13 protein-coding genes and 1 pseudogene are annotated in these 14099 nt (G+C 68.7%); 6 read left to right on the top strand and 8 right to left on the bottom strand.

All coding sequences use genetic code 11. The features are described from left to right. Positions 1-194: pseudogene (locus ACTIE9_RS09945) on the top strand (aminotransferase); the annotation flags it as partial. On the opposite strand, the gene ACTIE9_RS09940 reads toward ACTIE9_RS09945, so the two are convergent. Then, a complete protein-coding gene (locus tag ACTIE9_RS09940; protein WP_439565420.1) occupies positions 191-1774 on the bottom strand; it encodes an Ig-like domain-containing protein in 1584 nt (527 codons plus the stop codon). The pseudogene ACTIE9_RS09945 and the gene ACTIE9_RS09940 overlap by 4 nt on opposite strands. Positions 1775-2028: 254 nt before the next feature. On the opposite strand from ACTIE9_RS09940, the gene ACTIE9_RS09935 reads away from it, so the two are divergent. Further along, entirely contained in the window at positions 2029-4044 is a 2016-nt protein-coding gene (locus ACTIE9_RS09935; protein WP_439565419.1) for an Ig-like domain-containing protein, read from the top strand. A gap of 9 nt (positions 4045-4053) precedes the next feature. Here ACTIE9_RS09935 and ACTIE9_RS09930 read toward each other — a convergent pair whose 3' ends face one another. Then, positions 4054-4884 (bottom strand): carbon-nitrogen hydrolase family protein, encoded by an 831-nt coding sequence (locus ACTIE9_RS09930; RefSeq protein ID WP_439565418.1) that lies wholly within the window; start codon positions 4882-4884, stop codon positions 4054-4056. 43 nt (positions 4885-4927) lie between these two features. On the opposite strand from ACTIE9_RS09930, the gene ACTIE9_RS09925 reads away from it, so the two are divergent. Both ACTIE9_RS09925 and ACTIE9_RS09920 read left to right on the top strand, forming a co-directional pair. After that, entirely contained in the window at positions 4928-5398 is a 471-nt protein-coding gene (locus tag ACTIE9_RS09925) for a DoxX family protein (protein ID WP_439565417.1), read from the top strand. Positions 5399-5426: 28 nt separating this feature from the next. Continuing rightward, positions 5427-6320 (top strand): ribokinase, encoded by an 894-nt coding sequence (locus tag ACTIE9_RS09920; protein ID WP_439565416.1) that lies wholly within the window; start codon positions 5427-5429, stop codon positions 6318-6320. A 31-nt stretch (positions 6321-6351) separates the two neighbouring features. Here ACTIE9_RS09920 and ACTIE9_RS09915 read toward each other — a convergent pair whose 3' ends face one another. Beyond that, the gene (locus tag ACTIE9_RS09915) at positions 6352-6963 is read right to left on the bottom strand and encodes a DUF998 domain-containing protein (RefSeq protein ID WP_439565415.1); all 612 of its coding nucleotides are present in this window, start codon (positions 6961-6963) and stop codon (positions 6352-6354) included. A 37-nt stretch (positions 6964-7000) separates the two neighbouring features. On the opposite strand from ACTIE9_RS09915, the gene heR reads away from it, so the two are divergent. Next, positions 7001-7840, top strand: coding sequence for a heliorhodopsin HeR (heR, locus tag ACTIE9_RS09910; RefSeq protein ID WP_255158904.1), 840 nt, complete (start codon positions 7001-7003; stop codon positions 7838-7840). 410 nt (positions 7841-8250) lie between these two features. Beyond that, positions 8251-8529, top strand: a complete 279-nt coding sequence (locus ACTIE9_RS09905; protein WP_439565414.1) for a hypothetical protein — start codon at positions 8251-8253, stop codon at positions 8527-8529. A gap of 12 nt (positions 8530-8541) precedes the next feature. Here ACTIE9_RS09905 and ACTIE9_RS09900 read toward each other — a convergent pair whose 3' ends face one another. The 5 genes from ACTIE9_RS09900 to ACTIE9_RS09880 are packed head-to-tail and all read right to left on the bottom strand — an operon-like array spanning position 8542 to position 14050. Beyond that, complete coding sequence (locus ACTIE9_RS09900) at positions 8542-10203, bottom strand: dipeptide ABC transporter ATP-binding protein (RefSeq protein WP_439565413.1); 1662 nt, start codon at positions 10201-10203, stop codon at positions 8542-8544. 4 nt (positions 10204-10207) lie between these two features. Further along, entirely contained in the window at positions 10208-10744 is a 537-nt protein-coding gene (locus tag ACTIE9_RS09895; protein ID WP_439565412.1) for a GbsR/MarR family transcriptional regulator, read from the bottom strand. A gap of 30 nt (positions 10745-10774) precedes the next feature. Then, positions 10775-12211, bottom strand: a complete 1437-nt coding sequence (locus tag ACTIE9_RS09890) for a serine hydrolase domain-containing protein (RefSeq protein WP_439565411.1) — start codon at positions 12209-12211, stop codon at positions 10775-10777. Positions 12212-12228: 17 nt separating this feature from the next. Then, positions 12229-13125 carry an ABC transporter permease gene (locus ACTIE9_RS09885; protein ID WP_439565410.1) on the bottom strand — a complete coding sequence of 299 codons (897 nt, stop codon included), beginning with the start codon at positions 13123-13125 and terminating at the stop codon, positions 12229-12231. Further along, positions 13118-14050 carry an ABC transporter permease gene (locus ACTIE9_RS09880; RefSeq protein ID WP_439565409.1) on the bottom strand — a complete coding sequence of 311 codons (933 nt, stop codon included), beginning with the start codon at positions 14048-14050 and terminating at the stop codon, positions 13118-13120. Before ACTIE9_RS09880 ends, ACTIE9_RS09885 begins: the two co-directional genes overlap by 8 nt. Between the last annotated feature and the right edge of the window lie 49 nt (positions 14051-14099).

Genomic DNA, 14099 nt, shown 5'->3' with positions numbered 1-14099 from the left:
CGGCCCTGGGCCTGACGGACGCCGCGGCGAGCGCCCGCGCCCTCGCTGCCGACGCCGGGGTCGTCGCGATTCCCCTGAGCGCATTCGGTCACGCGGGCGGGCCGGTGAGCCCGAGCGCGTTGCGCTTCGCGTTCTGCAAGCCCGACGCCGTGATCGCCGAGGGCGTGAGGCGGCTGCGTTCGATGAGCAGCTAGCGTCGCCCTCGACGAGCGATGCGCGGTGAGCGCAGTCGATACGCCAGGAGGCCGAGGCTCGCCGCCCCAAGGGCCATCAAGGTGCTGCTGAGCAGAAGAAGTGCTCCCACCGTGCTGGGACCGGTGCTGGCCAGTCGCGCAGGAGGCGGGGTCTCGACTTCGGGCGTCTCTCCGCCGCTCGGCGGCTCGACCTCGGGGAGCGTGGGCAGCTCGGGCAGCACGAAGCCGAAGTCGAGGCTCAGATCGACGGCACGGTTAACGAGCAGCTCGAGAGACTGGGCCACGGCCGTCGAGGAATCCCTATCGCGTCCACCCATCCCGGGCGTCGTGCGGCTCAGTCCGGCGAGGGCGCTCGCCGAGCGCTCGGCGTTGATGCGCACGGTGTACGACTCTCCCGCGGCGAGCGTAGGCAATCGTGTGAACAGGTATCGGCCAGCGTCGTCCGTGACCGTCGCCTCGACGGGAATCCCGTCCACGGTGGTCACCGGGGAACCTCCGGGACCTGTCAGCTCGAGCACAACTCCGGCCATCCCTGTTTCGCCGTCCGTCTGGCGACCGTCTCCACTGGCATCGAGCCACACACGATCGCCGACGCTCACGCTACGAAGGCCCGAGCCTGTGCCGCCCGCGCTCGTGCGGCGGAGGGTGGTGACGCGTTCCGTCACCTGGCCCGCGATCGCGACGACAACGCGATTGGTGTACACGCCCATACCTTGCTCGTCGATTGAACCGCGGTAGGTAATGCGAATGAATTCGTTCTGCGCGATGGAATCGAGATCAATGGTGAAGCCGCGGTCCGTGCAGGCGAGGGTGAACCGGGGAATGTCGAGGGGTGCGCGAGGAGCGGTCGCGGCGAGGCCCTGGTGCGTGGTGATGGTGATCGTCGAACACTCGATGATGCTGCCGGGGCCTACCTCGTCGGTGACGACGACAGGCGTGTCGAAACCTTCGGGCCTGCCCGGCAGGGCGATCGCCCAGGATAAGTTGCCCGTCTGGTCACGGGTGCCCTTGAAGGCACCGTCGGCCCAGCTGCCGGCCTTCGTCAGGGCGCGGCTCGAGGCGGGAGGCGCCGGAGGCGGACAGTTCTCGGTGCAGGGTGGCGCGGGCACCGGCTTCGGCCCGATCCTTACAGGGATCGCGACGCCACCGAACTCGAGCACGATCGGGTCGGTCGTCTCGACGACGACGGAGTGATCCCATCGGGCGGTGATGTGGCCCTCGCCGCTGATATCGTCATGGTGCTCGACGAAGTCCGTCAGGGTGAAGATGACCGACGCGCCCTCCCATCGGGCCGTCGCGATGGCGGTGCCGTCACTCGCATCGAGCGTGAAAGACGCGCGGCTCGCTGCAGCGAGCTCGTCGGGCAAGTCGAGGCGAAACGTGTCACCCTCGGCGACGCCGTCAGGCAACGCCCACGAGAAGGTGAGGGTCAGACGCTCATTCCAGGTGTAGTGCTCTTTCGTCGTGCGAACGTCGGTGATCACGCCCTCCAGCGCCGTGGCATGGGCGGCCTGGGGCATCACGAGCACGGTTGCAGACACCAGTCCGGCGATGAGCGCGTGGGCGACGACGGCGCGCATGCGGCTGAACGGTGAGGGGTGTGACGACATAACCGGCTCCACTGCTTGACAGAAACAGAGACCGCCCGACACGGGAGAGTTCGGGTCGCCACCGTGCCGGAGCGGTCATCCACTCAAGAGCAGTCAGCGACATCTGCGATCATGACGGAGAAAATTGAGGAAGTTTTGGCGTCATGATGGAGCTCCCTCACGACTGTCAAGAGATGGACCAGTGTGCGCCGACCCGAGCGAGCACGACCCCAGGAGGAGCCACCGTGCCGCGAGAACTGCGCAGTCTCGGCGACGAACAACTCGCGGAGCGTGCGCGGGCGGGCGACGCTCGCGCGTTCGGCGTTCTGTGGGAGCGCCATGCCCGCGCGGGTCGAGCCGCTGCTCGCCAGTTCAGTTCCATCGCTGATCCCGACGATCTGGTGGCCGAGGCCTACCTGCAGATTCTGCGTGCTGTTCAGCGCGGAGGGGGTCCGCACGAAGCTTTTCGACCCTATCTCTACCGCACGATTCGCAACATCGCGCTGCGATGGCGTCCGGGGGCCGCGATGCAGCCCCTCGATGACGCGATCGAACTCGCTGACGAGAGCCCTGGCCCTGAGCCGCTGACACTGCAACGCACAATCACCATTCGCGCTTTCCGCTCACTGCCCGAACGGTGGCAAACAGTGCTGTGGTACACCGAAGTCGAAGGTATGCAGCCTGCCGAGGCCGCCCCGCACTTGGGGCTCAGTGCGAACGGAGCCGCAGCGCTCGCCTATCGCGCCCGCGAGGGGCTGAAGGCGGCATGGCTTCAGGCACATGTGAACGACGCCCGAGTTCCTGAGGGGTGTCGATGGGCCGCGACCCGCATGGGTGACCGCGTTCGAGGAGCACTCAGCGCTCGACAGCAGCAACGGTTCGACACTCACGTCAACGGCTGCGCTCGATGCTCGATCCTCGTCGAGGAGGTCGATGAGCTGAGCGGTCGGCTCGCTAGTTTCGTCCTTCCGCTGGCACTGGGCGGTGTGGCCGGTTCTGCGCTTCTCTCTGAGCTGCTGGCGGGAGGCGGAACGGCCGCGCACGCTGCAGCTCCCCGCGAGGCGGGTGCCTCCACCACATCCAGCACAACGACCGCAACGGCCGCGAGCGGCACGATGGTCACCTCCATGGTCGGCATGGCCCTCGCCGCAGTCACGGTGACAGTGATCGCGCTTGCATCGCTCGCGGGTGGCGGCCAGAACGTACCTGTCGGCGCGGCAGAACCGCCCTCGACGCCGATTGTCGCGCCATTACCCGACCCACCCGAGGAACCCAACGTCGACGACTCCGACAATTCCGCCAGCGCGAGCAAACAGCCCAGCGCAAACGATCGCCCTGGCGACGCGGTCCCTCAACCCGACGCGCCCGCGGTGACGCCGCCGGTTGTCGCACGCCCCCGCCCTCCCGCGATGCCGACTGCACCGCCAACGCCACCGAGCCAGCTCGTGATCGCGCAGCCCCGCGATGACGACCTGGTGGCCAGTTCGACCGTGTTGCTGACCGGCTCGGGCACCGCCGGACAGATGATCGATGTGCGTACCGTTGACGGCGACAGCGCGTCTGCCTCGATCATCGTCGGCCGCACCGTCGTATCGCCAGAAGGCACCTGGATGCTCACGACGAGCTCGCTGCCCGACGGTGACATTACGCTCGAGGCACGCGAGTCGACAAGCGCCGACCCCCCGTCGGCCCAGCGCGTCCGCCTCCGCGTCGACACGCGCGCGGCGCCGCCCCAGGTCGATTCGCTCGAGACCACGGAACTGAGGCTTCTGCCGATCATCACCGGGTCGGCCGAACCGAGCTCGATCATCGAGCTGAGCGACGAGAACAGCATCGTCATCAGCACCGCACGTGCCGGCCTCGACGGCGCATGGAGCGTCCTCATGCCCGACCCCTACCGAGATGGAAGCGTCGTCGCCGTGGCGCAAACCGATGCCGCTGGCAACCGGTCGAAGCCCACCCCAATCGGCCCGTTCAGCTTCCAGCGCCCGGCCATTAACGACCCTCTCGACGGTTCCGTGGTCGTGGCGCTACCCGGGGGCACCGCCGTGGCGGTGTCGCTGAGCGGCGATGAGGGCCGTCAGGTGCAAGTTCTGATCGACAACGTAGCAACGGGCAATATCCACACACTGCAGGCCTCTCCGATCGTGCGGGTGACGCGACCCCTCACCGCCGGAGTGCACACGATCGGCGTTCGGTACATCGACCGCGACACCGGTCGATGGGGGTCTCTGCAAACGGTCACGTTCGTCCTCGAGTGAGTGGTCGCGTCAGAGGGGCACGACCCCGAACCGGCGCAACTGCAGGGCGGGATTGATGCGGCGCACCTCATCGAGGTGATCGCGCGAGACCGGGGCGACCACCGCATCCGTCGCCGTCTCGATCGAGGCGAGCACCTCGCCGCGGGCGTCGACGATCATGCTGTGCCCGACGCCGATGGGGGGCGTGTGGTCGGCGGCCGCGACGTAGACGGTGTTCTCGATGGCGCGCGCGGTGATGAGGGTCGTCCAGGCGTGCACTTTGCCCGGGCCGGCGACCCACGCGCTCGGCACGAGCACGAGCTCGGCGCCGGCGTCGACGAGGCGGCGCGTCACTTCGGGGAACCGCAGGTCGTAGCAGGTCTGGATGCCCACGCGCAGCCCGACGCCGTCGGCCACCGGCACAGTGAACAACTGCGGCGGCTCGAGAGCCCCCGGCTCGGCCCACGCCGACTCGGTCGCCCCGAAGGCGTCGTAGAGGTGCAGCTTGCGCGAGACGGCGAGCAGCGCTCCGCCGGGCGCGACGGCGACGACAGTGCTGCGGAAGCGGTCGTCGCGCGTGCCCGTCTCGATGAGCCCGGCGACGATGATCGCGCCCGTCTCGCTCGCGAGATCGCCGAGGCCCTCGACGAAGGGCCCGTCGAGCGGTTCGGCGGCGGCGAGCCAGTCGGGGCCCATGACGGGCGAGAAGTACGACGAGTACTCGGGGAAGACGACGAGCCCCGCACCCTGCTCGACGGCGTGCATCGCCAGGCTGCGCATGGCCGCGAGGTTCGCGGCGCGGTCGGCGACCGGCCCGAACTGGGCGACGGCCACGACAGCGTCGACGGATGCGGTGCTCACGATTCCCAGCCTAGGCCGGTGCTCGGCCCGCCACACTCGACTCATGACGACCGACGCGCCTTCCCCCGGCATCGCTCCCGGCTCGACCTGGCCGCAGCGGATCGCGCGCTGGCTGCTCGGCGCGGCTCTGCTGTTCGCGGGCACAGGCCACCTCACCTTCGGGCGCGAGGAGTTCCTGGCCCAGGTACCACCGTGGCTGCCGATCGAGCCCGACCTCGTCGTGCTCGGTTCGGGTGTCGCTGAGATCGCACTGGGGCTCGCGCTCCTCCTGACGCGCGGGCGCTGGCGGGTGTGGACCGGATGGGCGGCGGCACTGTTCTTCCTCGCCATCTTCCCCGGCAACATCGCGCAGTTCACGGAGGGCCGCGACGGCTTCGGCCTCGACACCGACCTCGCGCGGGGCATCCGGCTGCTGTTCCAGCCGGTTCTCGTGATCTGGGCGCTGTGGTCGACGGGCGCCTGGCGGGCGTGGCGCGAGCACCGGGCGGCACGCTCGGCTGTCGGCGGGCGCTGAGCGCCGAGCACTCTGCCACGATGGACCCATGACTGCTTCGCTCATCGTTCTCGGCTCGGCCAACACCGACTACACCGTGCTCGTCGAGCGGCACCCTCTGCCGGGCGAGACCCTGCTCGGCGATGATCTCGTCGTCGCCACCGGCGGCAAAGGCGCGAATCAGGCGCTCGCTGCCGCGCGGGCGGGAGCGATGCCGGTCTTCCTCGGAGCCGTGGGCGATGACGGCAATGGCCGCCAGATGCTCGACGCTCTCGGCGCTGGCGGGGTCGACGTCTCGAGCGTCGCGGTCGTCGACGACGCCCCCACGGGCATCGCGCTCATCACCGTGTCGCGCGACGGCGAGAACACGATCGTCGTCGCGGCCGGGGCGAACGCCCGCGTCAACGCGCACGAGGTCGAGGCGGGCATCCGCGCGGTCGCCGGGCGCGGAACGGTGCTGCTGGCCCAGCTCGAGATCCCCCTCGCCGCCGTGCGCACCGCCGCCGAGACGATCGACGAGCTCGGCGGGCGCACGGTGCTGAACCTCTCCCCCAGTCGCGAGGTTCCGGATGCCCTGCTCGCGCTCTGCGACCCGCTCATCGTCAACGAGGCCGAGGCTCACGACCTGACCGGCCTCACGATCGGCACGCCCGACGAGGCCGCCGCTGCGGCCGCGGTGCTGCTCGACCGCTGCCGCAGCGTCATCATCACGCTCGGCGGCGACGGCGCGGTCTTCGCCGCGCCGGGCGCGAGCGGCCATCTGCCGGCGCCGCGCGTCACCGTGGTCGACACGACGGGGGCCGGAGACGCCTTCGCGGGCGCGGTCGCGGCGGAGCTCGCGGAGAGCGGCGCGAGCGCCGAACTGCGCACAGCCGTCGAGCGGGGCGTCGCCGCGGGTGCCGCGGCCGTGCAGTGGCTCGGCGCCCAGCCCCCGCGCGACTGAGCGCCGGTCAGAGCGCGCGACCGACCCGCCGTCAGCGGGCGGTGCGGCGCTGCGCCACGGCGAGCGCGGCGACGACGAGCAGAGGCCAGAGCGACTCGACGTTGGCCGCGGCGCGCTCGCTCACGCCGAGCGCGACCGCATCGGCCGACGTCCACACCAGCAAGAACCAGAAGCACAGAGCCCCCATGAGCAGCGTGCCGACGACGGATCCCACGGGGCGGATGAGCCAGGGGTACGGCCGCGAGCGCCGCATTCCCAGCACGGGCCAGATCGCGAGCAGCACGAACCCCGCCAGGGCCGAGAGCGTGTGCGCGGTCGAGCTCGTCGCGACCGTCGGCAGCGGGAAGGCCGCGACGCCGATCGTCGCGAGCCCCGCGAGCCCCAGTGCGATGCGACCGGGCCGCCCGATGCCCACGGCGTACACGCTCGTGACGAGGTGGCAGAGACCGGTGAGGGCGAACATGATCGTCATGAAGACCCGCGTCGGGGCATCCCCCGCCGCCAGCTCACTGATGGTCTGCTGCACCGGATCGAAGTCGGGCCACAGCGCTTCGGCGACGAGCGTGCCGCCGATGAAGAAGACGGGGGCGAGGGCGGCGGAGATGATCGCGGGTCGGCGAACGAGACGAGGGGGGCTCTGCACCCCATCACCGTAGCCCCGCGGTGCTAGCGTCAACGCCATGCGCGACGGAGCGCATCCCCCGAAGGAGCCCTACATGGCCAAGAAGATCTACACCCCCGAGCAGCAGATCGATCGCCTGCGCGTCTACAACATCGTCGCGGGCAGCCTGCACCTGGTGCAGGCCATCGGCTTCGCGGTCGTGCTCTCGATGCTCAGCACCCAGGTGCTGTTCGCTGTCACCGCCGACTACCTCTCCGGCCCTCCCGGCGTGCCGATCCCGCCCGAGCGCGTCACGCTCTTCGAGGTCAACATCGGCATCGGCGTCGTCGCCTTCCTCGCCCTCAGCGCGTTCTTCCACTTCCTGATCTCGAGCCCGTGGTTCTTCGGCCGCTACAAGAACGGCCTGCTGCAGAACCGCAACTACTTCCGCTGGACGGAGTACTCGCTGAGCTCGTCGATCATGATCTGGCTCATTCTCGCGATCAACGGCGTCACCGACATCGCCGCCCTGTTCTCGATCTTCGCGGTCAACGCCGCGATGATCTTGTTCGGTGCCCTGCAGGAGAAGTACGAGCAGCCGGGATCGGGCGGCCTGCTGCCGTTCATCTTCGGCTCGATGGTCGGCATCGTGCCCTGGATCCTGATCCTCATCTACTTCTTGCGCCCCGGAAGCGAGAGCGAGGCCGCGCCGCCCGAGTTCGTCGTCGGCATCGTCATCTCGCTCTTCGTGTTCTTCAACACCTTCGCCATCAACCAGTGGCTGCAGTACAAGCAGGTCGGCAAGTGGAAGAGCTACCTGCAGGGCGAGCGCAGCTACATCACGCTGAGCCTGGTCGCGAAGACGGCGCTTGCCTGGCAGGTGTTTTCCGGAGCGATCATTCCGGCCTTGACCAGCTGACGACGCTCCCGCATCGGGCGGGAATTGGCCGGTGTCCAGAGGCAACCCGAATGCCTCAGGACACCGGCCTTACCGAGCGGCGTGCTGTGACGAACCTGAAGGGGGGCGTTCGCACACCGGAGTGGGTCTCCGAACTCGGTGTCTCTATGCTGGCCACCCCGAGGCAGGGTCGCAAACGCTCGGCCGCGCACGATTTCGCATTGCGAACATCGCACCGAGCCGGCCGGAACCCGGGCACGAGAATGCCGAAAGGCCCGGTCGCAATCGACCGGGCCTTTCATACCGGATGACCGGCACATGGTGGGCTCCTTGCGAAACTCGGCTACGCCCCGCCGATCATGGGCCTCGCAACCCTCGCACCGGATTCATCCCCTGTCCCCGCGCAAAACATCCTCCGACACACTAAGCCTTTGCAGCGGCCACTCTTGCGGAAGGAGCACGAGCGGCATCCTTCAAGCAGCGACTTTCGCCGCCGCAAGTCAGGATTCACATGCCGCTTCAGCAGTCCCGGGTACTTCCTGCGCACCCCCGCAGAGCGGTCGGGGCGCTACCGCGAGCTTCTCGCCATGCTCGCGGCCGACGCCCTCGACGTGCGCATCGGAGCCCGATTCCCGCTCGCCGACGCCGGGGTGGCGCAGGCCGCGCTCGCGAGCCGCGGCACCACGGGCATGGAGCTACTGACACGCTGAGCCCGAGCGGGATCAGACGCCGATCCGCTCCTCGCGCCGACGCCGTTGCAGAACTGGATCGGGCACGGGCGCCGCCGCCAGAAGCCGGCGCGTGTAGGGCTGTTGCGGGTCACGGAGTATCTGACTACGATCGCCGAGCTCCACGAGTTCGCCGTGGAACAGAACGCCGACGCGATCGCACACGACGTCGACCACCGCGAGGTCGTGGCTGATGAACAGACATGCGAAACCGAGTCGCTCCTGCAACTCACGGAAAACGTCGAGCACCCGCGCCTGCACCGAGACATCGAGAGCGCTCGTCGGCTCGTCGGCGATCAGAAGATCCGGGTCGAGCGCCACCGCCCGCGCGATGGCGACACGCTGGCGCTGGCCACCGGACAGCTCATGCGGGTAGCGGCGACGCCACTCGCCGCCGCCGAGGTCGACCGACGTCAGCAGCTCATCGACGCGGTCGTGCAGCTCGGAGCCGCGCAGCCCGCCGATCACGGTGAGCGGCTCGGCCACGATCTGCGCGATGGTCGCGCGGGGATTCACCGAGCTGGCTGGATTCTGGAACACGACGCCGATGCGTCGACGGGCGGCCATGAGGTCAGCGCGGCGAGCGGTCGCGATGTCGACGCCCGACACGCGCACCGCGCCGGAGGTGATGGGCGCGATACCGATCACGCTGCGCGCAATCGTGGTCTTGCCGCTCCCAGACTCGCCGACGAGCCCCAGCACCTCGCCTCTCGCGATCGAGACGGTGACATCGTTGACCGCGCGCACGTGGCCGCGCAATCGACTGCCGAACTCGACGACGAGATGATCGATCTCCAGCACGGGGCCCCTCACCTCGACCGCGGACTCTACGGCGGGCCGGTCGCCGATACGCAGCACGGCATCGAGGAGCTGAGTCGTGTAGCCGGGGTCGGGGCGGTGGAAGATGTCTTCAGCGGTGCCGGTCTGAACGATCGTGCCCTTGCGCATCACGGCGACACGATCGGCGAGATCGGCGACGACTCCCATGTCGTGCGTGATGAGCAGGATCCCTGTGCCCAGGCGCTCGCGCACACCGCGCAGAACTTCGAGAACCTCGGCCTGCACGGTGACGTCGAGGGCCGTCGTCGGCTCATCCGCAATGAGCAGCCGCGGCTCGGCGGCGAGGGCGATCGCGATCACGACCCGCTGAGCCTGACCTCCCGACAGCTGGTGCGGGTAGAAGCCGAGGCGTCGCTCAGGGTCCGGCAACTCCACCGCACGCAGCAGCTCGAGAGCGCGAGCGCGCGCCTGGCGGCGGGGAATAAGGCGATGCGCACGGATCGCCTCGACCAGCTGGTAGCCGACCGTGAAGACGGGGTCGAGAGCTGCCACGGGATCCTGGAAGATCATCGCGACACCCTGCCCCCTGACGTGCCTGAGCTCCCGGGGTGAGAGACCCACAAGCTCGCGGCCCTCGAGCTGAACCGAACCGGAGACCTGCGCGTTGCGCGGCAGCAGCCCGAGCACGCTCATCGCCGTGACGCTCTTGCCCGAGCCCGACTCGCCCACGAGCGCGACGACCTCGTCGGCCGCCACGTCGATGTCGATGCCGTCGACCGCAACCTCGTGAGATCCGTCGACATCGAACCCGACCCGCAGGTCACGGATGCGCAGAACCGGGTGCCGCCCGGATTCCGCGACGATTGCGGACGCCACCGCCTCAGGCATCTCGCGCGTCGCGTTTCGCCTTGTGGGCCTGCCATGCCTCCAGCATGTTGTGGTGGTACTCACTCAGCCACGCCATGTAGTCGCGACCGTTCTCCATGCGCCGGTACGCGTCTTGATCGAACGGATCGTCGCTGTCCTTGACGATCGCCATCCCCGCTTCGACGGTCTGGCGATGCCGGTCGAGGTACCGCCGCTCGCTCGCCAGCCAGCTCCCCCACATGTCGACATCCGCAGTGAAGTAGTGATTGCGGTCGCCGGCGACCACGTGCCGCTTGATGAATCCCGTCTCGACCAGCCGCCGTGTCGACATCGATACCGATCCGGCGCTCGCCGCGAGCACCTCGGCGAGATCGCTGGAACTGATGTAGGGCCGCCCCATGATCATCAGGTAGCCGAGCACTCGCCCATCGATGAGAGCCCCGCCGGTCTGCGACCACATCGTCGCGAACTCGTCAGCGAAGGCTCGGCGGCTGAGCTCCCTCTCGTCGACGGCAGACGCCTTGTCAGAACTGCTCTTGTCGTCGACCATCGTGAGTCCACCTTGCTTCTGGCCCATGTCTCAAACTCCCTGTCGGATCCACGGTACGCGGAAAGCGTCGGTATCGACCTCGAACGGCCACCACGACATGCCTCCCACGGCGCGCATGGTGATCACTCGACCGTGCTCATCGAAATCGAACTGTAGCGTCTCGCCGATCGCTCCGTACCCGTCGCCCTCCGTCGCCCGCAGGGTGACGTCATCGACGACGACCAGCTCGGTCGACCGCGCAAGCGGTGCGGCCCCGGTCGGGGAGTACGCGCAGAGGCGATCGCCCAGCCGAACGATGTCGAGCACGCCCCAGAGGTTGGCGAACCGCCCCTCGAAGCGCGCCGAGTCGGCCGGAGCAGCCGCCGGTGTGAGGGGCAGCCGATCCGTGCGGCGCACGGCCGCGTCGAGAATCGTGAGGATGCCGGCAGCGAGCTCACTGGCGGGGCCGTCGATCGCGTTGGTCAGGACCGAGACGGCAATGCCGTCGACGGGGTCCAGGAGCGATTTCGTGATGTGCCCGGGGTAGCCGCCGCTGTGGCCGATCACGCGTCGGCCGGCGATGCGCTCGATGACGAATCCCAGTCCGTACTCGTCATCCGAGGAGTCGCTGGGGCGCCACAACCCTCTCTGCTGCGCACGCTTCGAAGCATCCGAGAGCAGTTCCCCGCTTCCGATGCGATGCGCCGCGAGATACCGCACCAGGTCGGATGCGGTGCTGGTGACGCCGGTCGCCGCAGACATCGCCTCCGTGTCCGCGTGCGGGATCCGCATGCGCTCCCGCGAGGTGTGGAGTCCCGAGTATCCCGCCGCGTAGTCCGCGGCGCGTCCGTCGATCACGTCGGCCGAGGTATCGCGAAGCCCGAGAGGCATGGTGATGTTCTCGGCGAGGTACTGACGGAAGGAGGTGCCGGAGACCCGGCCGACGACGACGCCCAGCAGCGCGTAGCCGAGGTTGCTGTACCCGAAACGCTCGTTCGGCTGGGCCTTCACGTCTTCGGTGCGGACGATCTCGAGGAGCTTCTGCTCGTCGGGGAAGGGCTGAGCGTTCTGCCAATGGTCGCCGTCGACGCCGTCGCGGAGGATCCCGCCGCTGTGCTCCAGCAGCTCACGAAGGCTGATGCAGCCGACGACCGTGTCAGCGAGTTCGGTGATGTGATCACCCGTTCGGTCGTCCAGCCGCAGCAGGCCCCGCTCGGCGAGCTGCAGGATGGCGGTCGCGGTGAAGGTCTTGGAATGGGATGCCACGCGGAACAGGTGGTGCGGCGTCATCGTCTCGCCCGAAGCGAGGTCGGCGAGCCCGAAGGCCCCCGACGCCTGCACCTCACCGTCGAACCAGACAGCGAACTGCGCTCCGGGCACGCGCGAATACCAGGTGCGGTACTCAAGCCACGATACGACGTGCGGGATCACCGCCCGCATGGCGTCGAGTGCGGCGGGAGGCGCCGTCTCGGTCGGCGGGGACGCCATATCTGTGACGGTTGTCGTCATTGTTGCCTCCGAGGGTCGAGGGTGGCGCGCAACGTGTCGCCGAGCGCGACGATGCTGAGGACCGTCGCCGTGAGGAAGAGGCCCGGGAAGACGAGCAGGTGGGGCGCGAGTTCGAACTTCGTCGTCGCGTTCGCCAGTTGCAGACCCCAGGAGATGGCCGGGGGCTGCAGGCCCACGCCCAGGTAGGTGAGCGAGCTCTCTGCCACGATGACGCCTCCGATCGCGATCGTCGCCACGACGAGCACCGGCGCGATCGAGTTGGGAAGGACGTAGCGCAGGATGATGCGCCGTCTCGGCAGCCCCATCGTCGCTGCGGCGAGCACGTAGTCCTGGTTGGCGACGCCGCGAACAGAGCCCCGCATGAGGCGCGCCATCGTGGGCCAGCCGAAGACCGCGAGGACGAGTGACACCGTGAGCACGTTGCGCTCGCCGATCACGGTCAGCATGACGATGGCGCCGAGCAGAAAGGGGAATCCGAGGAAGACGTCGGTGAGTCGCGAGACCGCCCAGTCGACCCAGCGGCGCCCGAGTCCGGCGAGCGTGCCCAGCACGAGCGCGATCGTCAGGGCCAGAGCCGTGGTCAAGGCGCCGACGGCCAGCGACGACTGCGTCCCGTAGATGACGTTCGCGTAGACGTCGCAGCCCTGCATGTCGAATCCGAAGGGATGCCCGGCCTCGGGCCCGGCCAGGCTGCGACCGAAGTCGCACACGCGCGGGTCGCCGTTGCCGAACAGACCCGCGAACGGCGCCGGGACGATCGCGATCAGCACGAGGAGTGCCAGCACGATGGCAGGAACCAGGAACCCGGGCCGCCTGATCATGCGACGCCAGGGGGCCCGCGTGGAACCTCGAGCGAGCGAGTCGGCGGAGACGGCGGCTAGCGATTCACTCACGACGCAACCTCGGATCTAGAGCGACCTGCAGGAGGTCGATGAGCGCGGCCGTCACCAGAAAGATGACGATGAGCAGGCTGGAGATGCCGACGATGGTCGGCCCCTCATGGGCTCGGATCGCCGAGAAGAGAAGGTTGCCCACACCCGGAAGGTTGAACACGCCTTCGACGATCACGGCACCTCCCAGCAGGAATCCCAGATCGGTGGCGAGGAAGGTCGCCGCCGGGATGAGGGAGTTGCGGAGCACGTGCACCCCGACGACCCGCCCCTCGCCGACGCCCTTCGCCCGGACGAGGCGGATCGAGTCGGAGTTCAGCTGCTCGATCGCGGAGGCGCGCATCAGTCGCGAGGTCGCAGCCAGTCCGAAGACCGCGATGACGGCGGCGGGCAGGATGTACGCCACGGGCCAGCCCGCCGAGGTTCCCGCGATCGGCAGCCATTCCAGCTGCACGCCGAAGAGGAGCTGGCTCGACGAGGCCAGCACGAAGATCGGGATCGAGCTCGCCAGGATCGTGACGACCAGGATGCCGCGGTCGATCGTCGTGCCCTGACGCAGCGCCGCGATGAGTCCCAGTCCGAGACCGATCACGATCTCGAGCACCCACGCGGTGAGGGCGAGGGTCAGGGTGACCGGCCAACGCGATGCGAGTTGATCGGCGACCGGACGACCCTTGAAGTCGATGCCGAAGTCGCCCACGAACAGGCCCCCGAGCCAGTGCAGGTACTGCTGCCAGAGCGGGTCGTCCAGGCGGTACTTCGCCCGGAGCGCCTCGACGACGGAGGGAGAGAGCGGCCGATCGCCCCCGAGAGCGGCGATCGGGTCGCCCGGCAGAGCGAAGACGAGGAAGAAGATGATGAACGTCACGCCGAGGAAGACGACGAGCAGTCCTCCCACGCGGTGCGCGATTCCGACGACGAGCCTCACGAGCGTAGGTGCCTCTCCTGTACGAGCTCCGGGCGGGGCGCCGGAAGCT

The sequence above is a fragment of the Microcella sp. genome (genome assembly GCF_051860105.1).
In the GTDB taxonomy this organism is placed as follows: domain Bacteria; phylum Actinomycetota; class Actinomycetes; order Actinomycetales; family Microbacteriaceae; genus Microcella.
This window is presented reverse-complemented; position numbering and strand designations above follow the sequence as displayed.

Coding starts and splice junctions, on each gene's coding strand:
- ACTIE9_RS09940 (WP_439565420.1), bottom strand. CDS start 1,774: ATGCGCGCCGTCGTCGCCCACGCGCTCATCGCCGGACTGGTGTCTGCA.
- ACTIE9_RS09925 (WP_439565417.1), top strand. CDS start 4,928: ATGACGACCGACGCGCCTTCCCCCGGCATCGCTCCCGGCTCGACCTGG.
- ACTIE9_RS09920 (WP_439565416.1), top strand. CDS start 5,427: ATGACTGCTTCGCTCATCGTTCTCGGCTCGGCCAACACCGACTACACC.
- heR (WP_255158904.1), top strand. CDS start 7,001: ATGCGCGACGGAGCGCATCCCCCGAAGGAGCCCTACATGGCCAAGAAG.
- ACTIE9_RS09895 (WP_439565412.1), bottom strand. CDS start 10,744: ATGGTCGACGACAAGAGCAGTTCTGACAAGGCGTCTGCCGTCGACGAG.
- ACTIE9_RS09890 (WP_439565411.1), bottom strand. CDS start 12,211: ATGGCGTCCCCGCCGACCGAGACGGCGCCTCCCGCCGCACTCGACGCC.